Below are 20688 nucleotides of genomic sequence, written 5' to 3'. Positions count from 1 at the left end.
GTTTTCCGGCGCCGCGGGAACGAGCACCGCGATCCGGGTGAACGGGCGGCGAAGATCGAGCATCGGACCGGGCCGGACCCCGGGCACCTGTCGTATCGTGGATCGGGTGACCAGCAGTGCGCGTATCGATCAGGACCCCTCGGCGGCACCGGGTCCGGCCACGGTCGCCGAGGTGATCCAGTCCCGCAGGCACGCCGGGACCAGGGACGACGGCCATCGCCTCGCGCTGGTGATCGAGGGCGGCGGCAGCCGCGGGGTCTATTCCAGCGGCATGGTGCAGGCGCTCGAGGAGCTCGGCCTGTCCGCGGTGTTCGACGCCGTGTACGGCACCTCGGCGGGCGCGATCAACGGCGCGTGGCTGCTGTGCGGGCGGGCGGCGACGGGCATGCGGTCCTGGACCGATTCGACGATCATGCGCCGCGTGGTCGACCCGGTCCGGATCTTCCGCGGCCGCCCGGTGTTCGACCTGCGCTACCTGGTGCACCAGGTCTACGACGGCATCGAGCCGATGGACTTCCCGGCCATCCTGGCCAACCCCACCACGTTCCACCCGATCGCCACCGACGTCCATACCGGGCAGTCGGTGGACCTCGGACCCCACATCGTCGACAAAACCACCCTGATGACCGCGCTACGGGCCTCCGCGGGCCTGCCCCTGCTGGCGGGTCCCCCCGTCGACCTCGGCGGGCGCAGCTACTTCGACGGCGGCCTGTCCGAGACCGTCCCGATCCGCAGCGCAGTCGCCGCCGGCACCACGCACGCGCTGGTGCTGCGCACCCGCCGCACCGACGAGGTCCGCCCGCCCGCGCCGCTGCTGCACCGCATCGTCGGCGGCGGCTACATGCGCGCCATCGCCCCCGGCGCCTTCCGCGCGTGGTCCCAGCGCCCCGGCCAGCAGGCCGTCGAGGACGACTTCCTCGCCGGCCTCGGCGACCGGGTCCTCCAGGTGCACCCGCCCGCCGACTCCCCCGCCATCGACAGCGCGGCCCGCGACACCGACCTGCTCACCCGCGCCCTCGACATCGGCCGCACCGCCGTCCACTCCCTGCTAGGCGCCCAACCCCGCCTGGCCTGACCCCGCCCCCGAGTTGTCGGGGCACCAACATTTCCGGATTCCCCAGTTCCCCACGCTCCCCTAGCGTTTCACCGGCACGACGGCCGACGGAGGAGTGATGGGTGCGTACAGAGGTGTTGACTCGACCGGAGTCCGAGGTCACCGGTCCCGGCCCCGCGCCGGAAACGACGCGATGGCACCCGGCCACCCGCATCCTGTTCCGGTTCGGATACGTGTCCGTCGGCCTCGGGATGGCGGGGACGTGGCTGCTGCACGCGCTGCTGCGCACGCTGGGCCTGTCACTGGAGACCGTGACCGCGATCGACAAGTGGACGACGCTGTACCCGCTCACCGAGTGGCTCGGCACGACCCTGTTCGGCATCCGGGTCGACTACACCGTCACCGGTAGCGGCGACACCGCCGCCAAATGGCTGGCCGCGTTCACCGTGATCCTGGTCGCGGTGCCGGTCACCGCCGTCTGGTCGGTGCTCGACCGCCGCCGCACCCACTACGTGCGCCTGGTCGTCCTGTTCCGGCTCCTGCTGCGCTTCGCCCTGGTCAGCGCGCTGCTGCTGTACGGGATGATCAAGATCCTGCCGACCCAGATGTCGTTCAATCTGGAGCGGCTGGTCGAACCGTACGGGCACATGAGCCCGATGGCGGTGCTGTGGGCGCAGTCCGCGCTGTCCGAACCCTACGAAATCGCGCTCGGCGCCGCCGAGGTCACCGCCGGCCTGCTGCTGATCGTGCCGCTGACCGCGGGGCTCGGCTCCGTGCTCGCGGTGCTCGTCGCCCTGCAGGTGGTGCTGGTGAACCTCACCTTCGATGTGCCGGTGAAGCTGTTCGCCCTGCAGATCCTGCTGTACGCGCTGGTGCTGGCCGCCCCCGACCTCGTCCGGATCGTGCGGGCTCTGCTCGGCCACGACGTCCCCGCGCGGACGCCGCAGCGCACCACACCGCGCGGCGACCGCATCCTGGTGGGAGCCCAGGTGCTGCTGGGGTTGTGGCTGCTGGTCGCCACGACCGTCGAGGCCTACGACGGCTGGCACACCTACGGCAGTGCCCGCCCGAAGTCCCCGCTCTACGGCATCTGGGACGTCACCGAGTACTCGATCGCGGGCGAGCAGGTCCCGGCGCTCGTCGACTTCCGCGCACCCACCGAGGGCAAGCCGCCCGGCGCCACCGAACGCTTCCGCCGCATCATCTTCGATATCCCGCAGGGCATGACCGCGCAGCGGCTCGACGATTCGATCGTCTCCTTCCCCGCCCGGATCGACACCGATCAGCACACCATCACGCTGTCGCGCGACACCGCGCACCAGTGGAAACTCGCGACGTTCGGTTATGTGCACGCACAGCCCGGCCGGCTGATCCTGGAGGGCACGCTCGGCGGTCGTCCGGTCCGGATGCGGCTGGACCAGGTCGACCTGGACCGGTTCCCGGCCGTCGCACGCGGATTCCACTGGGTGCAGGCCACGCCCTACTACCGGTAGCCGTCGCAGTACGCTGCCGGAGTGGAACCGATCGAGATCAACGCTGGCGCCTGGTACCTGCGCGCCCTGCGGGCCGACGAGCGCATCGACGACCGCCCCGCCCTGGCCGACGGCGGCATCACCGATCCCGGCTACGTGGCCACCCGTTCCGCGCAGTGGGCCGACGAAACCCACTTCTCCTGGGCCGTCTGCGTCCCGACGACCGCCGAGCTGGTCGCCGAGATCGGCGTGACGCCTGGTCCCGGCGACACCGCCACCGTCACCGGCTGGGCCCGCCCCGGCGAGGACGAGGCGCTGGCGGCGGGCCTGGCTTCGGTCCACCGGTTCGTCGCGGGCGCGCTTGGCCTGACCGCCGTCCCCGCCTGACGCGCGCTACCGCATGACCCCCGTGTGCCCGGTGGAGTAGCGCCCCGGCTGCGGCCACACCGTCAACCCGTGCGGCCCGTGGTCGACGGGGATGCGCGCCAACAGCTTCCAGTTCACGATGTCGACCGCGTACACCTCGTTGTTGTGCCGCCCCGACACCCAGAACACCCGCCCGTCGGCGGAGATGTTGCCCATGTCGGGACTGCCGCCGCCGGGGATGAACCACTTGTGCACCAGCCCGTTGGTGGCGAAATCCCACACCGAGATGCTGCCCTCGTGGCGGTTGGTGATCAGCATCTGCTTGGAGTCGCGGGTGATGTAGAGCCCGTGTGTCCCCTTGCCGGTGGGAATGAAGCCGGTGTTCTCGAAGGTGTGCGCGTCGATCGTGTAGATGCCGTCGGCCATCATGTCGGCGACGAAGAAGACGTGCCCGTCGGGCGAGAGCTTCACGTCCTGCGGCATGCCGCCGCGTCCGCCGGGCAGGTCGATCATCTTGATCAGGGTGCGGTGCGCGACGTCGAAAACCGCCATCCGCCCGATGAATTCGCAGCTGGCCACGGCGAAGCGCCCGTCGGCGGTGAAGTCCATGTGGTCCACACCGGCGCACTCGGGCACCGCGAGCGCGTGCAGCTTCTGCCAGGTCACCGGGTCGTAGAAGTCCAGCGACTTGTCCGCCTCGGCGACGACCAGGGCGAACTGCCCATCGGGCGTGTAGTACATGTTGTACGGGTCGCGGACCGGGAACGCCGGTCCCGCCGGTGCTCCGGTGCGCGGGTCGATCGGCAGCAGGCTGCCGCCGCCGATCGGCAGATCGTTGGTGGCGTAGAGCATCTGCATGTCGTACGAGGGCACCACGTGCTGCGGTTCGGCGCCGCCGGAGGAGAACGTGTCGAGCACCTGGAAGGTGTTCTGGTCGATCACCGTCACGGTGTTGGACTTGCTGTTGGGCACGTAGACCAGCGGCCGATGATCGGCGACCGCCGGGCTCAGTTCCCGGTTGGCGGCGTAGATGTCGACCGGGGACAGCGGCGGCGGCATGCCGGGCAGCAGGTCGGTCATGTGCGGCGGCATCGCGGTCGGCGTGGTGGTCGAGGTGGGCGGCGCGGCGGACGTCTCGACCGTCACGGCCTCGCTGTTCGAACAGCCCGCGGTCACGGCGAGCAGCAAGGCGGCAGCAATTTGTCCGATTCGCTCGGTTCGGCGGTTCACGCGCTGCACCGTTCCACGCCGGGATGAAGCCCGAATGACATGGAAGGGAAGCCTAGAAGCAAGCCCAGCGAAAATCTAGCAATTCGGACAGCGTGCCGCCCACGGCCCCGGTGCGTCGTCGATCGACACGCGGTGAACCGGCTATGGGCGGCACCCGTTGCGCTACAGCCGCTCTCGCGTCAGCACCGCGTCCAGCGCGTCGACGGCGCGCTCCAGTTCCTCCTCGGTGACCGTCAGCGGCGGCCGGAACCGGATGCCGCTGGTCCCGGTGCCGAGCAGCAGCACGTGCTGACGTTCGCGCAGCGCCGTCACCACCCGGTCCCGCAGGTCCGGGGTGGCCAGCGTGATCGCGCACATCAGGCCGCGCCCGCGCGGTTCGCTCACCTTGTCCGGGTGCGCGGCGGCGAGCTGACCGAGCTGGTCGAGCAGGTAGGCGCCCAGCGGCACCGACTTCGCGATCAGCCGATCCCGTTCCAGCACTTCGAGAATGCGCCGGGTGCGCACCATGTCGGTGAGGTTGCCGCCCCAGGTGGAGTTCAGCCGCGAGCTCACCCGGAAGACGTTGTCGGGCACCTCGTCGACGCGACCGCCCGCCATGATGCCGCAGACCTGGGTCTTCTTGCCGAAGGCGACGATATCGGGCTCCACCCCCAATTGCTGGTAGGCCCAGGTGGTTCCGGTCATCCCGACCCCGGTCTGCACCTCGTCGAGGACGAACAGCGCGTCGTTGTCGTGGCACAGGCGCTGCATGGCGCCGAGGAACTGCGGCCGCAGGTGCCGGTCGCCACCCTCGCCCTGAATGGGCTCGGCGATGAAGCAGGCGATGTCGTGCGGATGGTCGGCGAAGGCCTGGGCGGCCTGCGCGATGGCGGTGGCCTCCAGCGCGGCGATGTCCGGGCCGGCGAAGGTATGCGGTGTGTCGATGCGTGGCCAGTCGAACTTCGGGAACCGCGCGGTCTTGACCGGGTCGGTGTTGGTCAGCGACATCGTGTAGCCGCTGCGGCCGTGGAAGGCGCCGGTCAGGTGCAGCACCTTGGTGCCGAGTTCCGGTGACCGGCCGTGCGACTCGTTGTGCCTGCTCTTCCAGTCGAACGCGACCTTGAGCGCGTTCTCCACCGCCAGCGCGCCACCGTCGACGAAGAACAGGTGCGGCAGGCGGGGGTCACCGACGACGCGGACGAAGGCCTCGACGAAGCGGGCCATCTCCACGGTGTACATGTCGGAGTTGCTCGGTTTGTTCAGCGCGGCGGTGGCCAGCTCGGCACGGAAGCGTTCGTCCGCCGCCAGCGCGGGATGGTTCATCCCGAGCGCGTTGGAGGCGAAGAAGCCGAACATGTCGAGGTAGGCGGTGCCGTCTCGTTCGTCGATCAGTGTCCGGCCGTGCGACTTGTGCAGGTCGAGCACAAGATCGAAGCCGTCCGCGAGGATGTGCGAGGACAGGATTTCGTGGACCCGGTTGGCGGGGGTGACCGCCGCGCCGGGGCGCTCCAGTTCGATGGTCACAAAACCGAGGGTACGCAAATATTTACGGAACCTCTACGGAATCGCGGAACAATTACGAGGAATCGTTACCTGTCGTAGAATGTCTGCAGGATGATGGTGCTGCGCGTCCGCACATTCGCGGTGGCCCTGATCTCCTGCAGCAGCTGTTCCAGGTGCCGCGGGGAGGCCACCCGGACCAGCAGGACGTAGCTCTCCTCGCCCGCCACCGAGTGGCACGCCTCGATGCCGGGGATGTGCTGCAACAATGCGGGCGCGTCATCGGGCTGGGACGGGTCGAGAGGAGTGATCGCGACGAACGCCGACAGCAGGTGCCCGAGCGCTTCGGGATCGACGTGCGCCGCGTACCCGCGGATCACTCCGCGCGCTTCGAGCCTGCGTACCCGTGACTGCACTGCCGAGACCGAGAGGCTGGCCTTCTCCGCCAGGTTCGACAACGTGGCGCGACCATCGCTCATCAGTTCTTTGATCAATAGTCGGTCGATGTCGTCGAGCTGGGGTCTAGCCGGTGTATCCGCCATCAGCGAAGGCTAACGCAGCACGGGGGTTGCGCGCGGAAAACTTCTTTCTGTTCCCCCACCGAATTCCACCGAACTTTTCCGTGAGCCCTACCAAACAGCAGAAGGTGAGCAGCGATGACCGACACCGTGACCGAGCACTTCTCCGAGCAGCTGGCACTGCGGGCCAGGGCGCTGCTGCACGGACTCGGCGCCGACTTACCCGAGTCCGGTGACCTGCGCGCCCGCACCCCCATCTCCGGCGGCGCCCTGCCGCAGCTCACCGCCGACACCACTGACGGCGTCGACGCCGCGATCGAGCGGGCGGCCACCGCGTTCCTGAACTGGCGCACGGTACCCGCGCCCGCGCGGGCGGCGCTGGTGCGCAGGCTGGCCCAGCTGCTGGTCGCCCACCAGGGCGAGCTGGCCGAACTGGTCACCCTGGAGGCGGGCAAGATCGGGCCGGAGGCGCTGGGCGAGGTGCAGGAGATGATCGACGTCTGCGAGTTCGCGATCGGGCTCTCCCGCCAGCTCTACGGCGCCACCATGCCCTCGGAGCGGCCGGGCCACCGGCTGATGGAGACCTGGCACCCGCTCGGCGTCGTCGGCGTGATCTCGGCGTTCAACTTCCCGGTCGCGGTATGGGCATGGAACACCGCGATCGCGCTGGTCTGCGGCGACACCGTGGTGTGGAAGCCCTCGGAGACCACCCCGCTCACGGCGCTGGCCTGCCACACCCTGCTGCGCCGCGCCGCCGTCGACGTCGGCGCCGATCCCGAAGTGCACCAGCTGATCCAGGGCGACGCGGCGGTCGGCGAGGCGCTGGTCGACGACCCGCGGGTCGCGCTGCTCAGCGCCACCGGTTCGGTGCGGATGGGCGCCACCGTCGCCCCGCGCGTGGCCGCCAGGTTCGGCCGCTGCCTGCTGGAACTGGGCGGCAACAATGCCGCGATCGTCGCGCCGAGCGCGGATCTGGAGCTGGCGGTGCGCGGGATCGTCTTCTCGGCGGCGGGCACGGCGGGTCAGCGGTGCACGACGCTGCGCCGGGTGATCGCGCACCGGTCCATCGTCGATCAGCTGGTCGAACGGCTCACCGCCGCGTACGCCCAGCTGCGCGTCGGCAATCCGCTCGACGACGGCGTGCTGGTCGGCCCGCTGATCAACGAGCGCGCGTTCATCTCGATGCAGAAGGCGCTGTTGCAGGCCGAGGACACCGGTGGCGAGATCGTCTGCGGCGGTGCGCGGGTCGAGCTGGTCGGGCCGGACGCCTACTATGTGCGCCCCGCGATCGTGCGCATGCCCGCGCAGACCGAACTGGTCCGCGAGGAGACCTTCGCGCCGATTCTCTACGTCCTCGTCTACGACGACATCGACGACGCGATCGCCCTCAACAACGGTGTGCCGCAGGGCCTTTCCTCGTCGATCTTCACCCTCGACCAGCGCGAGGCCGAGCGCTTCCTGGCCGGGTCGGACTGCGGCATCGCCAATGTCAACATCGGCACCTCGGGCGCGGAGATCGGTGGTGCGTTCGGCGGCGAGAAGCAGACCGGTGGCGGACGTGAATCCGGCTCCGACTCGTGGAAGGCCTACATGCGCAGGGCCACCAACACCATCAACTACTCGGCCGAGCTCCCGCTGGCCCAGGGAATACATTTCGGCTGATCAGAAACCGATTTCGTCATCCGTGCCGCGCCGTGTACAGTGGTGTTTACGACGCGGGATGGAGCAGCTCGGTAGCTCGCTGGGCTCATAACCCAGAGGTCGCAGGTTCAAATCCTGTTCCCGCTACTAGACGAAAGCCCCGGAGTTTCGGCTCCGGGGCTTTCGCCGTTTCTACGAACCGCCCAGGCGCAGGGTCCAGTTGCCGCGATAGTGCAGCCGGGTGACGCTGGCCGGCGGAACATCCATGCGCCAGAACGACTTCGGCGGCGCGTCGAGCACCACCAGCAGCACCGCCCTGACCACCGCCGGATGGGTCACCGCCACCGTGTCACGGCCCGCCGAGGCGATCTCGGCCAGCCAGAACCGCGCCCGCTCCACCAGATCGGTCACCGATTCGCCACCGTGTCCCCGGAATTCGGGGTCGGTGAGCCACGCGAACAGCTGATCCTGTGCCAGCCCGCTCATCTCGGTCCCGCGCCACGACCCCGCGTCGAGATCCCGTAATCGCGCGTCCAGCTCGCCGACCACGCCCAGCGCCTCGGCGGTCTCCCTGGCCCGGCGTTCCGGCCCGGTCCGCACCTGCGCGCCGTCGGGCACCGAATACGCGCGCAGCGCGTCTCGCCCCGACTCGTCCAGTGGTTCGTCGACAGGGAATCGCGCCTTACGTACCGCCTCGGTCAGGCTGTGGCCGACGAGGTCGACTCTGAGCACCGTTTGCACGAGAGCCCAGAGTAGCGTTCGTCACATTCGCGCTGCCACCAGCCCGCCACCGGGCTCGGTGTGGTGGGGGCGCGGGCCGCGCGTCGACGGGGGTTGTCGGTGGGCCGGTGCACACTGAACGCTATGGATCGGTTCTCGCCCGCTACCGCGCAGTGGTTCGACGGGGCCTTCGCCGGGCCGACGTCGGCCCAGCTCGGGGCGTGGCAGGCGATCGCGGACGGGGAGCACACACTGGTCGTCGCGCCCACCGGGTCGGGCAAGACGCTCTCGGCGTTCCTGTGGGCCATCGATCAGCTGGCCACCCGGCCCGCGCCGGAGCCGGGGACGCCGCGCGGGACGTCGGTGCTCTATGTCTCGCCGCTCAAGGCGCTGGCGGTGGACGTCGAGCGCAACCTCAGGGCGCCGCTGGTGGGAGTCACGCAGACAGCGAAGCGGCTGGGACTGGACCCGCCGGAGATCTCGGTGGGGGTGCGCTCCGGCGACACCACCCCCGCGCAGCGGCGCGCGATGCAGCGGACCCCGCCGGACATCCTCATCACCACGCCGGAGTCGCTGTTCCTGCTGCTCACCTCGGCGGCCAGGGAGAGCCTGGCCCAGGTCGGCACGGTGATCGTCGACGAGTTGCACGCCATCGCGGGCACCAAGCGCGGCGCGCACCTGGCGTTGTCGCTGGCCCGGCTGGATCAGCTGACCGAGCGGCCCGCGCAGCGGATCGGCCTGTCGGCGACGGTGCGCCCGCCCGAGGAGGTCGGCCGGTTCCTGGTTGGCGCGGCGCCGATCACCATCGTGCGCCCGCCCGCGCCGAAGACCTTCGACCTCTCGGTGCGGGTCCCGGTGGCCGATATGACCGATCCCGGCGATTCCGAGCAGCCGGGGTCGATCTGGCCGCATGTCGACGAGGCCATCGTCGACCTGGTGCTCGAGCATCGGTCCTCGATCGTGTTCGCGAACTCGCGCAGGCTCGCCGAACGGCTGACCGCGCGGCTCAACGAGGCCTACGCGGCCCGGCTGGGCGAGCCGGTGGACACCGAGCACGCGCCACCCGCCCAGCTGGGCCCGTCCACCGAGGTGATCCACGGTGCCGAGCAACTGCTGGCGAGAGCCCATCACGGCTCGGTCAGCAAGGAGCAGCGCGCGATCATCGAGGACGACCTCAAGAGCGGGCGCCTGCGCTGTGTGGTCGCCACCAGCAGCCTCGAACTCGGCATCGACATGGGCGCGGTCGACCTGGTGGTGCAGGTGGAGGCGCCGCCCTCGGTGGCCAGCGGGTTGCAGCGGGTGGGCCGGGCCGGGCACCAGGTCGGCGAGGTCTCGCGCGGCGTGCTGTTCCCGAAGCACCGCACCGATGTCATCCACTGCACCGTCGCCGCCCAGCGCATGCTCGCGGGCGAGATCGAACTGCTGCAGATCCCCGCGCATCCCCTCGACATCCTGGCCCAGCAGACGGTGGCGGCGTGCGCGCTCGAACCGATCGATGTCGACGGCTGGTTCGACATCGTCCGCGGCACCGGCAGTTACGCGAACCTGCCCCGCTCGGCCTACGAATCCGTGCTCGACCTGCTCGCGGGCCGCTACCCGTCCGACGAGTTCGCCGAACTGCGTCCCCGGGTGGTCTGGGACCGCGACGCGGGCACCCTCACCGGCCGCCCCGGCGCGCAACGCCTCGCCGTCACCTCCGGCGGCGCCATCCCCGATCGCGGCATGTTCGCGGTGTTCATGGTGGGCGAGAAGGCTTCCCGGGTGGGCGAACTCGACGAGGAGATGGTCTACGAGTCGCGGGTGGGCGACGTGTTCGCGCTCGGCGCCACCAGCTGGCGGATCGAGGAGATCACCTTCGACCGGGTGCTGGTCTCGCCCGCCTTCGGACTCCCCGGCCGGCTGCCGTTCTGGCACGGCGACAGCCTGGGCCGCCCGGCCGAATTGGGCACCGCCCTGGGGGAATTCGTGCGGACGGCGGGCCAGGTGTCGGCCGACGAGCTGTCCCGGATCGTCGCGGACATGGGCGCCCGTCCCGGATCGGTTGCGTCACAGGACAATTCGACGGCGCTCGGCGTGGTCGCACCGAACGGGAGCGCGAAGAAGTCCAGTGGGGCGAAAGGCGCCGAGCTCCCGGACACCGCCGCGGCCCGGCTGGAACAGCTGGTCCGCACCGCGGGCCTGGACCAGAACGCGACGGCGAACATGGTCGGACTGCTCGAGGAACAGCGCGCCGCCACCGGCCGGCTGCCCACCGACCGCACCCTGGTCGTCGAGCGTTTCCGCGACGAACTCGGCGACTGGCGCCTGGTCCTGCACTCCCCCTACGGCACTCCGGTGCACGCGCCGTGGGCCCTGGCGGTCGGCGCCCGGCTCCAGGAACGCTTCGGCATCGACGCGGCCCCGACGGCGTCCGACGACGGCATCGTGGTGCGCCTGCCCGACACCACCGACGACCCGCCCGGCGCCGAGCTGTTCGCCTTCGAACCCGACGAGATCGACGACATCGTCACCGAGCAGGTCGGCGGTTCGGCGCTGTTCGCCTCCCGGTTCCGCGAGTGCGCGGCCAGGGCCCTGCTGCTGCCGCGCCGCGATCCGGGCAAGCGCGCACCGCTGTGGCAGCAGCGCCAGCGCTCGGCCCAATTGCTGGATGTGGCACGCAAGTTCCCGGATTTCCCGATCCTGCTGGAGACCGTGCGCGAATGCCTGCGCGACGTCTACGACCTGCCCTCCCTGCGCGATCTGCTCACCAAGGTCGCCCGCCGCGAGGTACGGCTGATCGATGTCGAGACGGCCAGCCCGTCCCCGTTCGCCAACGCCCTGCTGTTCTCCTACATCGGCCAGTTCCTCTACGACGGTGACAGCCCGCTTGCCGAACGCCGCGCCGCCGCCCTGGCATTGGACTCGAGCCTGCTCGCCGAACTCCTCGGCCGCGTCGAACTGCGCGAACTCCTCGACCCCGCCGTCATCGCCCTCACCGAACGCGAACTCCAGCGCCTCACCCCCGAACGCTGGGCCCGCGACGCCGAGGGCCTGGCCGACCTGCTGCGCCTGCTCGGCCCCCTCACCCCCGCCGAGGCCGCCGCCCGCTGCGTGCGGCGCGATGGCGCCGCGCCCGACGCGACGGACGCCGGTCCGCAACACCGCGACGCTGCGGACGCCAGCCGGGACGATCCGGCAACAGCCGGCGCGCCAGGCCTGACCGATCACCGTTCCCCTGGCACGGCAGGCACCGGGGCAGCTGACACGGCCGACAGCACCCGGGCCGACGCTGCCCCCCGGCGTCCGATCGCCGTGACTCCCGCCGACGACGGCGCGGCCGAGGCGGAACACCCGGACTCTGCGCTCGCCGACTCGGACGCGCGGGCTTGGTTCGCCGAACTACGTGATTCCCGTCGCGCGCTGGAGGTTTCGTTCGCCGGCCGCACCTGGTGGGTGGCCATCGAGGACGCCGCCCGCTTGCGTGACGCGCTGGGGGTGCCGCTGCCGATCGGGGTGCCCGCCGCGTTCATCGAGCCCGTCCCCGACCCGCTCGGTGACCTCGTCGGACGCTATGCCCGCACCCACGCGCCGTTCAGCACCGCCGACGTGGCCGCCCGCTTCGGCCTCGGCTCGGCGGTCGCCGCCACCGCACTGCATCGGCTGCTGGCCGAGAAGCGCGTGGTGGAAGGCGAATTCACGCCCGCGACGGCGGGCACCGAATGGTGCGACGCCCAGGTCCTGCGCCGCTTGCGCCGCCGGTCGCTGGCCGCCGCCCGGCACGAGGTGGAGCCGGTGTCGACCGCGGCGCTCGGCCGCTTCCTGCCCGCGTGGCAACACGTCGGTTCCGGCGAGCTGCGCGGCATCGACGGCGTCGCCACCGTGGTGGAACAGCTGGCGGGCGTGCCGATCCCGGCCTCGGCGTGGGAATCGCTGATCCTGCCGATGCGGGTGCGCGACTACTCCCCCGCCATGCTGGACGAGCTGATGGCGAGCGGTGAGGTGATCTGGTCCGGGCACGGCGCGATCACCGCCCGCGACGGCTGGATCGCCCTGCACCTCGCCGACCAGGCTCCCTTCACGCTGCCGCCGCCCGACGATATCGACCCCACCGACATCCAGCTCGGCCTCCTGGCCGCGCTCGGCGCACAGCTGGAGCCATGGCCACCGCGCACCCCGCAACCGCCCACGGTCGACCTCGACGCGCCGACGGCGTCCGGGCCTGCCGAATCCGAGGCCGCGCCGACCAACGGCGCCACGGCTCCCCTCGCCACCAACGGTGACACCATCCGCAAGGCTCGCGGAAACGGCAGCTCCGCCCGCGATTCGGCCGCCGCCGCGACCGCGGGCCAGGACAACCCCCGCCGCCTGCCACCCACCCTGCACGGCGGCGGCGCGTATTTCTTCCGCCAGCTCGACGCCACCGGCCTGCTCGATGACAAGGCCGTCGGCGACGCCCTCTGGCAACTGGTGTGGGCCGGGTACGTCTCCGGCGACACCTTCGCCCCCGTGCGCGCCCTGCTCTCCGGCACCGCCCGCAGCACCACCGCCCACCGCACCCCGCGCCGAGCCCCGCGCGGCCGCGCCTACCTCCCGCGCCCATCGATGCCGACCCGCTCCGGCCCGCCGACCCTGGCCGGACGCTGGTCGATCCTGCCGGAACGGGTGCGGGACAACACCCTGCGCGCGCACGCCACCGCCGACCAGCTCATCGAGCGCTACGGCGTACTGACCCGCGGCTCGGTCCAGAACGAAGGCGTGCCCGGCGGTTTCGCGCTGATGTACCGGGTCCTGACCGAGTTCGAGGACCGGGGCCGGTGCCGCCGTGGCTATTTCGTCGACACCCTCGGCGGCGCCCAGTTCTCCACCACCGACACCGTCGACCGGCTGCGGTCCTTCGACACCGACCGCACCGCCGCCCAGCCCGGCGTCGCCCTGGCCCTGGCCGCCTGCGATCCGGCCAACCCGTACGGCGCCGCGCTGCCGTGGCCGAAGGGCGACGCCGAGGGCGGCCACCGGCCCGGCCGCAAGGCGGGCGCCCTGGTGGTGCTGGTCGGCGGCGAGCTGGTGCTGTACGTGGAGCGCGGCGGCAAGACCCTGCTCAGCTTCACCGAAGACCCCGGTCTGCGGCGGCTGGCCGCGACCGCCCTGGCGGGGCTGGTGCACGATCGCCGGGTCGACGGCCTGGTGATCGACAAGATCAACGGGGAGACCGTGCACGGCAACACCTTCGCCGACGTCCTGGTGGAGTCCGGCTTCTCGATGACCCCGCGCGGTCTGCGGCTGCGCAGGCAGGTGTAACCGAATGCCCGAGGGCGACACCGTCTTCCGCACCGCAGAGCGCCTGCGCACCGCCCTGGCCGGGAAGACCCTCACCCGCAGCGACTTCCGCGTCCCCCGGTACGCGACGGTCGACCTGGTCGGCGATCTGGTGACCGAGGTCGGCAGCTACGGCAAGCACCTGTTCGTCCGCACCGACCGGGTGAGCATCCACACCCACCTCAAGATGGAGGGCGAGTGGCGGGTGTTCCACTGCGGTCAGCGCTGGACGAAGCCGCGGGTCACCGCGCGCGTGGTGCTGGCCAACGACGAGGTCGAGGCGGTCGGCTTCGCCCTCGGCAAGGTCCAGGTGCTGCCCCGCGCCGAGGAACACACGGTGATCGATCACCTCGGTCCCGACCTGCTCGGCCCGAACTGGGACGCCATCGAGGCGCTGCGCAGGCTCGACGAGTACCCACGCCGCCCCATCGGCCTGGCCCTGCTCGATCAGCGCAATCTGGCGGGCATCGGCAACATCTACCGCAGCGAGATCTGCTTCCTGCGCCGCGTCCACCCCGCGACGCCGGTCGGTGACATCGCCGACCTGCCCGCCCTCGTCGACGAGGCACATCGGGTGCTCGGCAAGGCCGCGCACCAGCCCCCGTGGCGGCCGATGGCCTACGGCCGCACCCGCCGCCCCTGCCCACGCTGCGGGACCGCGATCGTCTCGCGCCTGCTCGGCGAGGACGACCCCGCCGATCGCATCACCCAGCGCGAACGCGGCATCTACTTCTGTCCCCGCTGCCAACCCGAACCAACTAACTAGACCGGTCGTCATACTCGAGCTACGCTGAGCCGGTGACCCCACGCACGGACTCCCGGCAGCGTTTCCTCGACGCCGCCGCCGACCTGTTCCATACCCAGGGCTACCACGCCACCGGCGTCAACCAGCTGGTCAGCGCGGGCGGCGCGCCCAAGGGCTCGTTCTACTTCCACTTCCCCGGCGGCAAGGAACAACTCGCCGCCGAGGCCATCGTCCAGTCGGCCGACAGCCTGCGCGCGCTGCTCACCGCCGCGCTCGAGGCCGGCGATATCGACGGCGTCTTCGCCGCTCTCGGCGCGATGCTCACCGACTCGGACTTCCAGCGCGGCTGCCCGATCGCCACCATCGCCCTCGACGCGGGCGGCGACAGCGAACCGATCCGCGAAGCCTGCGTCACCGGTTTCGACACCTGGCGCACCGCCATCGACGAATTCCTGCGCGCCAAGGGAATTCCCGACGAACGCGCCGACGAGCTGTCCACCGTGGCGCTGGCCATGCTCGAGGGCGGGCTGCTGCTCGCCCGCACCCGACGTGACCTCACCCCCCTGCGCGCGGTGGCCGACCACCTGCGCGCCACTCTCGAACAGGAGCTCTCCTGATGCGTCTGCACCACCTCGACGGCGGCACCATGCGTCCCTTCGGCGGCCGTCTGCTCGACGGCGTCGGCGGCCTCACCCGCCGCGCCGAAATGGTCTGCCACTGCGTCCTCGTCGAACTCGACGACCGGCTGGTCCTGATCGAGACCGGCATCGGCGAGGGCGCGGTCCGGCGTCCCGACGAATGGCTGGGCCGCCGCTTCATCCGGATGACCCGCCCCGTGCTCGAGCTCGAGGGCACCATCGCGCGCCGGATCGAGGCGCTCGGTTACCGCCGCGAGGACGTCACCGACATCGTGCTCACCCACCTCGATCTCGACCACGCGGGCGGGCTCGCCGAATTCCCCCAGGCCACCGTGCACGTCTACCACGAGGAACTGCGCGCGCTGGAAGGGCACTACGGGCCGCGCGAGAAGTTCCGTTATCGCGCGGCGCAATTCGCGCATCAACCGCGCTGGCAGAGCTACGACGAACTCGGCGAGCCGTGGTTCGGCTTCGGCGCCGTTCGCCCATTGCGCGGCCTGCCCGCCGAACTGCTGATCATCCCGCTGGCCGGGCACACCCGGGGCCACGCGGGCGTCGCGATCGACACCGGGGCGGGCTGGAAGTTCGCCGTCGGCGACGCCTACTTCCACCCCGGTCAGCTCGATCTCGAGCACCCGCACCAGCCACCCGCCGCCGCGCTGTTCGAACGCCTGATGCAGACCGTCGGGCCTGCCCGGATCGACAATCAGGAGCGGCTGCGCGAACTGCTGCGCGGCCACGGCGACGAGGTCGAGGTGTTCTGCGCGCACAACGCCGTCGAACTGGCCGCGTTGCAGCGGGCGACCGTCTAGCGGCCGCTCACTGGTCCTGCGGTACCGGCTCCAGCAGCTGGGGCCGTGGCTCCGGCGCCGCCGCCCGCAGCGCGTCGGCGGAGATGTCGTCGGGCTGGGTCTGCGATTCGATCTCGGCGCGCACCCGCGCCTGGTACGTGGTCACCTCGCGGTCGATCTCGTCGGCGTCCCAGCCCAGCACGGGCGCGACCAGGTGCGCGACCTGTTCGGCGCAGTGCGCGCCGCGATCGGCGTATTCGATCGAGATGCGGGTGCGCCGGGCCAGGATGTCGTCGAGGTGTAGCGCGCCCTCGGCGGCGGCCGCGTACACCGCCTCGACCTGGAGGTAGGCGGGGGCGTCGGTGATCGGTTGCAGCAGTTCGGGTCTGCCCGCCGCCAGCGACAGCACCTCGTCGACCACCGAGCCGTAGCGGTCGAGCAGGTGGGTCATCCGGTAGGGGTGCACGCCGTAGTGCTCGGCCAGCTGCACGGTCTGGTTCACCAGGGCGAAGTAGCCGTCGGCGCCGATCAGCGCGACCTTCTCGGTGATCGACGGCGAGACCCGGGCCGGAATGTCCTGTGCCGCTTCGTCCATCGCGTCGGCGGCCATCACCCGGTAGGTGGTGTACTTGCCGCCGGCGATGCTCACCAGGCCGGGCGCGACGCGGGCCACCGCGTGTTCGCGCGAGAGCTTGGAGGTCTCGTCGCTCTCCCCGGCCAGCAGCGGCCGCAGGCCCGCGTAGACGCCGTCGATGTCGGCGGGGGTGAGCGGGGTGACCAGCACCTCGTTCACCCGGTCGAGCAGGTAGTCGATGTCGGCCTTGGTGGCGGCGGGGTGGGCGAGGTCGAGGTTCCAGTCGGTGTCGGTCGTGCCGATGATCCAGTGCGCGCCCCACGGGATGATGAACAGCACCGAGCTGGTGGTGCGCAGGATGATCGCGGCATCGCTGACGATCCGGTCGCGCGGCACCACGATGTGCACGCCCTTGGACGCGCGCACATGGAACCGGCCACGCTGCCGCGACAGGCTCTGCACCTCGTCGGTCCACACCCCGGTCGCGTTGATCACCACATTCGCGCGCGCCTCCCCGGTGCGCCCGTCCTCGGTGTCGCGCAGCTTCACCCCGACGACCCGGTCGGCCTCCCGCAGGAAGCCGACGACCTGGGTGGAGGTGCGGATGACCGCGCCGTAGTGCGCGGCGGTGCGGGCCACGGTCATGGTGTGGCGGGCGTCGTCGACGACGGTGTCGTAGTAGGTGACGCCGCCGATCAGCGCGTCCCTGCGTAATCCCGGCGCCAGCCGCATCGCGCCGTGCCGGGTCAGATGATGCTGTCCCGGAACAGATTTCGCGCCACCCATGGTGTCGTAGAGGGTGAGACCGGCGGCCACGTACGGACGCTCCCACACCCGGTGGGTCAGCGGGTACAGGAATCGCAGCGGCTTCACCAGGTGCGGCGCCAGCGTCGACAGCGCCAGTTCGCGTTCCTTCAGCGCCTCCCGGACCAGCCCGAACTCGAGCTGCTCGAGGTAGCGCAGGCCACCGTGGAACATCTTCGACGACCGGCTCGAGGTCCCCGAGGCCAGGTCGCGGGCCTCGACCAGCGCGACCGACAGGCCACGGGTGGCCGCGTCCAGCGCGATCCCGGCGCCGACCACGCCACCGCCGACGACCAGCACGTCGAACTGGTCCTTGCCGAGCCGCTCCCAGGCGGCGCGCCGCTGGTCGGGGCCGAGCTGACCGGGCCCGAGCCGTTGGCCGCCCGCGACCAGCTCCCCCGGGTGCAGGAACGGAAACTCCGGTGTCTGCGACATGCTCGACTCCTCGCCGCCGACCGCGCTCGGTCGGAATCAGCCGACAGTGGGTCGACGCCGTCCACGGTCCCGGCGCCGCTGCGTACAAACTCAACGTAGTGCCTGCGCGGCGCGCGGGCCGACCGTGGCGGGGCGTGGCAGCGAATTCGGTGCGGAAAACCAGCGAGCGTCGGCGCGGTGGTGTCATCCGACGAAGCCGGCGCAGCGCCGGTCCCGGGGTTCGGTAGCCTGCATCAATGCGTCGCTATGTGGCCGCCATCGATCAGGGCACGACCTCGAGTCGCTGCATCGTCTTCGACCGGCAGGGCCGGATCGTCGGGACCGCGCAGCGGGAGCATCGCCAGATCTTCCCGAAACCGGGCTGGGTCGAGCACGCGCCGGCGGAGGTGTGGCGCAACACCGAGTGGGCGCTCGGCGCGGCACTGGGCCACGCGGGCTGCTCGGCGGGCGACCTGGCCGCCATCGGCATCACCAATCAGCGCGAGACCACCGTCGTCTGGGATCGGGCCACCGGCGAACCGGTGTACAACGCCATCGTCTGGCAGGACACCCGCACCGACCAGCTCTGCGCCGAACTCGCGGGCGATCAGGGCCCGCAGCGCTACGCCGAGCGCACCGGGCTGCCGCTGTCGACCTATTTCGCGGGCCCGAAGCTGCGCTGGATCCTCGACAACGTCCCCGGCGTGCGCGCCCGCGCCGAGGCCGGTGACCTCTGTTTCGGCACCATGGACAGCTGGGTGCTGTGGAACCTGACCGGCGAGCACCGCACCGACGTCACCAACGCCTCGCGCACCATGCTGATGGATCTGCGCACGCTGCAATGGGATCCGCGGATCTGCGCCGAGTTCGACATCCCGATGTCGCTGCTCCCGACGATCCGCAGTTCCTCGGAGGTCTACGCCGAGATCACCCGCGGACCGTTCGCGGGCGCGCCGGTGGCGGGCATTCTCGGCGATCAGCAGGCCGCGACCTTCGGCCAGGCGTGCCTGTCGCCGGGCGAGGCCAAGAACACCTACGGCACCGGCAATTTCATGCTCCTCAACACCGGGACCACGCCGGTGATCAGCAAGCACGGGCTGCTCACCACCGCGTGCTATCAGCTCGGCGACCAGCCCGCCGTCTACGCGCTGGAGGGGTCCATCGCCGTCACCGGTTCGCTGGTGCAGTGGTTGCGCGACAATCTCGGCATCATCGCCTCGGCCGAGGAGGTGGAGCCGCTGGCCCGCAGCGTGGAGGACAACGGCGGCGCGTACTTCGTCCCGGCGTTCTCCGGGCTGTTCGCGCCGCGCTGGCGGCCCGACGCCCGCGGCGTCATCGCGGGCCTGACCCGGTTCGTCACCAAGGCCCATCTGGCCAGGGCCGCACTGGAATCCACCGCGTTCCAGACCCGCGAGGTCGTCGACGCCATGCGCGCCGACGCCGCCGCCCAGCAGCTCGATCTGGAACTGACCACCCTCAAGGTCGACGGCGGCATGACCGGCAACGACCTGCTCATGCAGTTCCAGGCCGACATCCTCGACGTCCCCGTGGTCCGCCCGGTGGTCCGCGAGACCACCGCCCTCGGCGCCGCCTACGCGGCGGGCCTTGCCGTCGGCTACTGGTCCGGCCTCGACGACCTGCGCGCCAACTGGACCGCCGACCACACCTGGACACCCACCATGTCCGACGACGAGCGCATCCTGCGCTACACCGAGTGGAACAAGGCGGTCGAACGCACCTACGGCTGGGTCTGACGACTCAGAGCGCGCGACCCAGCCGGGCCACGGCCTCGGCCAGGGTCGCCTCGTCCGAGGTGGTGAAGCACAGCCGCATCGACGAGCGGTAGGCGTCGGCGACAGCGAAGGCCGCGCCGGGGACGTAGGCCGCGCCTGCCTCGAGGGCCGTGGGGAGCAGATCCGTGGTGTCGGTGCCGTCGGTGAAGTCGACCCAGACGAACATGCCGCCCGTCGCGTCGGTGCTGCGCACCCGCTCGCCGAAGGTGTCGCGGACCGCCGAGACCAGCGCGCGGGCCCGGCTACCGTAGGCGGCACGGACCGAATCGACGTGGGCGGCAAGCCAATCGGTGTCGGTCAACAGCTCGGTGGCGATCTGCTGGGTGAGCGCGGAGCCACAGAGATCGGCGCCCTGCTTGAGCAGTTCGACGGCGCGACAGACGTGGTCGGGGGCGACCATCCAGCCGACTCGCAGGGCGGGCGCCAGGATCTTGGACGTGCTGGAGAGCCGGATCACCTGGGGCGAGTAGCTCGCGACCGGGTCGGGCGCGGGCCGGTCGAACCAGAGCTCGCCGTACGGGTCGTCCTCGATCACCCAGAAGCCGTGCGCCTCGGCGAGTTCGGCGAGGCGGCGACGGCGTTCGGGCGCCAGGGTGACCCCGCCCGGGTTGTGGAAGTTGGAGACGGTGTGCACGACAGCGGGACGCTCCCCCGCGGCGAGCAGCTCCTCCAGCGCGTCGACGCGCATGCCGTCGCCGTCCAGCGGCACCGCGACGATCCGCGCGCCCGCGGCCCGGAACACTTGCAGCGCACCGACATACGCGGGGTCCTCGACGATCACCAGCGCGCCGGGATCGAGCAGCACCTCGGCGAGCAGCGACAGCGCCTGCTGCGACCCGTGGGTGATGAACACGTCCTCCGGCGGCACCGCACGCCCGATCCGCGCGGACTCCCGCGCCGCGATCACCGCACGCAGCGCGGGCCAGCCGGGCGACTCGGTGTACTGCAGCACCGCCGCGTCCGCCAGCGCATTCTGCGCGGCGACGGCGATCCGCTCGCGGGGCATCAGCGCCGCGTCGGGCAGCCCGCCCGCGAGGCTGATGATGTCGGCGCGCGCGGTGAGCTTGAGCAGGTCCCTGATCGCCGAGCTCTGCAGGCTCGCGAGCTTGCTCGCCAATGCTGGAGTTGTCGACAACATGGAAACCTCCCGGGAA

15 protein-coding genes and 1 tRNA gene are annotated in these 20688 nt (G+C 71.1%); 10 read left to right on the top strand and 6 right to left on the bottom strand.

From position 1 onward, the window contains the following. Positions 1-106: 106 nt before the first annotated feature. From AB0L91_RS17430 to AB0L91_RS17420, 3 genes are all read left to right on the top strand, one after another. The gene (locus AB0L91_RS17430; RefSeq protein WP_365011018.1) at positions 107-1075 is read left to right on the top strand and encodes a patatin family protein; all 969 of its coding nucleotides are present in this window, start codon (positions 107-109) and stop codon (positions 1073-1075) included. 101 nt (positions 1076-1176) lie between these two features. After that, a complete protein-coding gene (locus AB0L91_RS17425) occupies positions 1177-2547 on the top strand; it encodes a DoxX family protein (protein WP_365011016.1) in 1371 nt (456 codons plus the stop codon). Positions 2548-2568: 21 nt separating this feature from the next. Next, complete coding sequence (locus AB0L91_RS17420) at positions 2569-2913, top strand: hypothetical protein (RefSeq protein WP_365011015.1); 345 nt, start codon at positions 2569-2571, stop codon at positions 2911-2913. A 6-nt stretch (positions 2914-2919) separates the two neighbouring features. On the opposite strand, the gene AB0L91_RS17415 is transcribed toward AB0L91_RS17420, so the two are convergent. The 3 genes from AB0L91_RS17415 to AB0L91_RS17405 all read right to left on the bottom strand — a co-directional run bounded on the left by AB0L91_RS17415 (position 2920) and on the right by AB0L91_RS17405 (position 6143). Next, positions 2920-4122, bottom strand: a complete 1203-nt coding sequence (locus AB0L91_RS17415) for a YncE family protein (protein WP_365011014.1) — start codon at positions 4120-4122, stop codon at positions 2920-2922. A 162-nt stretch (positions 4123-4284) separates the two neighbouring features. Then, positions 4285-5625 (bottom strand): L-lysine 6-transaminase, encoded by a 1341-nt coding sequence (gene lat / locus AB0L91_RS17410; RefSeq protein ID WP_365011012.1) that lies wholly within the window; start codon positions 5623-5625, stop codon positions 4285-4287. Positions 5626-5690: 65 nt separating this feature from the next. Next, positions 5691-6143 (bottom strand): Lrp/AsnC family transcriptional regulator, encoded by a 453-nt coding sequence (locus tag AB0L91_RS17405; protein WP_071926582.1) that lies wholly within the window; start codon positions 6141-6143, stop codon positions 5691-5693. A gap of 114 nt (positions 6144-6257) precedes the next feature. Here AB0L91_RS17405 and AB0L91_RS17400 point away from each other — a divergent pair, with 114 nt between their 5' ends. Together AB0L91_RS17400 and AB0L91_RS17395 are read left to right on the top strand one after the other, a co-directional pair. Next, a complete protein-coding gene (locus AB0L91_RS17400) occupies positions 6258-7781 on the top strand; it encodes an aldehyde dehydrogenase family protein (RefSeq protein WP_365011009.1) in 1524 nt (507 codons plus the stop codon). Between the two features lie 52 nt (positions 7782-7833). Then, positions 7834-7907, top strand: a tRNA-Met gene (locus AB0L91_RS17395). A 45-nt stretch (positions 7908-7952) separates the two neighbouring features. On the opposite strand, the gene AB0L91_RS17390 is transcribed toward AB0L91_RS17395, so the two are convergent. Then, positions 7953-8501, bottom strand: a complete 549-nt coding sequence (locus tag AB0L91_RS17390) for a histidine phosphatase family protein (protein ID WP_365011007.1) — start codon at positions 8499-8501, stop codon at positions 7953-7955. Between the two features lie 123 nt (positions 8502-8624). Here AB0L91_RS17390 and AB0L91_RS17385 point away from each other — a divergent pair, with 123 nt between their 5' ends. The 4 genes from AB0L91_RS17385 to AB0L91_RS17370 are packed head-to-tail and all read left to right on the top strand — an operon-like array spanning position 8625 to position 15970. Next, positions 8625-13757: a DEAD/DEAH box helicase gene (locus AB0L91_RS17385; protein WP_365011005.1), complete on the top strand. Its 5133-nt coding sequence runs from the start codon at positions 8625-8627 to the stop codon at positions 13755-13757. A 4-nt stretch (positions 13758-13761) separates the two neighbouring features. Further along, entirely contained in the window at positions 13762-14541 is a 780-nt protein-coding gene (locus AB0L91_RS17380; protein ID WP_365011003.1) for a DNA-formamidopyrimidine glycosylase family protein, read from the top strand. A gap of 32 nt (positions 14542-14573) precedes the next feature. Beyond that, complete coding sequence (locus AB0L91_RS17375; protein ID WP_357349635.1) at positions 14574-15137, top strand: TetR/AcrR family transcriptional regulator; 564 nt, start codon at positions 14574-14576, stop codon at positions 15135-15137. Beyond that, complete coding sequence (locus AB0L91_RS17370; protein ID WP_365011001.1) at positions 15137-15970, top strand: MBL fold metallo-hydrolase; 834 nt, start codon at positions 15137-15139, stop codon at positions 15968-15970. Before AB0L91_RS17375 ends, AB0L91_RS17370 begins: the two co-directional genes overlap by 1 nt. Positions 15971-15977: 7 nt before the next feature. Here the strand turns inward: AB0L91_RS17370 and glpD are convergent, their stop codons facing one another. After that, positions 15978-17762 (bottom strand): glycerol-3-phosphate dehydrogenase, encoded by a 1785-nt coding sequence (gene glpD / locus AB0L91_RS17365; protein ID WP_357349638.1) that lies wholly within the window; start codon positions 17760-17762, stop codon positions 15978-15980. A 236-nt stretch (positions 17763-17998) separates the two neighbouring features. On the opposite strand from glpD, the gene glpK reads away from it, so the two are divergent. Continuing rightward, positions 17999-19495, top strand: coding sequence for a glycerol kinase GlpK (gene glpK / locus AB0L91_RS17360; RefSeq protein ID WP_357349640.1), 1497 nt, complete (start codon positions 17999-18001; stop codon positions 19493-19495). 4 nt (positions 19496-19499) lie between these two features. Here glpK and AB0L91_RS17355 read toward each other — a convergent pair whose 3' ends face one another. Further along, entirely contained in the window at positions 19500-20672 is a 1173-nt protein-coding gene (locus AB0L91_RS17355; protein WP_365010998.1) for a PLP-dependent aminotransferase family protein, read from the bottom strand. Positions 20673-20688: the final 16 nt, after the last annotated feature.

Origin of the sequence: Nocardia sp. NPDC051833 (assembly GCF_040681225.1) — a bacterium.
Lineage (GTDB): Bacteria > Actinomycetota > Actinomycetes > Mycobacteriales > Mycobacteriaceae > Nocardia.
This window is presented reverse-complemented; position numbering and strand designations above follow the sequence as displayed.

What these genes read in the sequence shown, in the direction of transcription:
- glpD (WP_357349638.1), bottom strand. Translation starts at nt 17,762, where the DNA reads ATGTCGCAGACACCGGAGTTTCCGTTCCTGCACCCGGGGGAGCTGGTC.
- glpK (WP_357349640.1), top strand. Translation starts at nt 17,999, where the DNA reads ATGCGTCGCTATGTGGCCGCCATCGATCAGGGCACGACCTCGAGTCGC.
- AB0L91_RS17370 (WP_365011001.1), top strand. Translation starts at nt 15,137, where the DNA reads ATGCGTCTGCACCACCTCGACGGCGGCACCATGCGTCCCTTCGGCGGC.
- AB0L91_RS17405 (WP_071926582.1), bottom strand. Translation starts at nt 6,143, where the DNA reads ATGGCGGATACACCGGCTAGACCCCAGCTCGACGACATCGACCGACTA.
- AB0L91_RS17400 (WP_365011009.1), top strand. Translation starts at nt 6,258, where the DNA reads ATGACCGACACCGTGACCGAGCACTTCTCCGAGCAGCTGGCACTGCGG.
- AB0L91_RS17385 (WP_365011005.1), top strand. Translation starts at nt 8,625, where the DNA reads ATGGATCGGTTCTCGCCCGCTACCGCGCAGTGGTTCGACGGGGCCTTC.
- AB0L91_RS17380 (WP_365011003.1), top strand. Translation starts at nt 13,762, where the DNA reads ATGCCCGAGGGCGACACCGTCTTCCGCACCGCAGAGCGCCTGCGCACC.
- AB0L91_RS17355 (WP_365010998.1), bottom strand. Translation starts at nt 20,672, where the DNA reads ATGTTGTCGACAACTCCAGCATTGGCGAGCAAGCTCGCGAGCCTGCAG.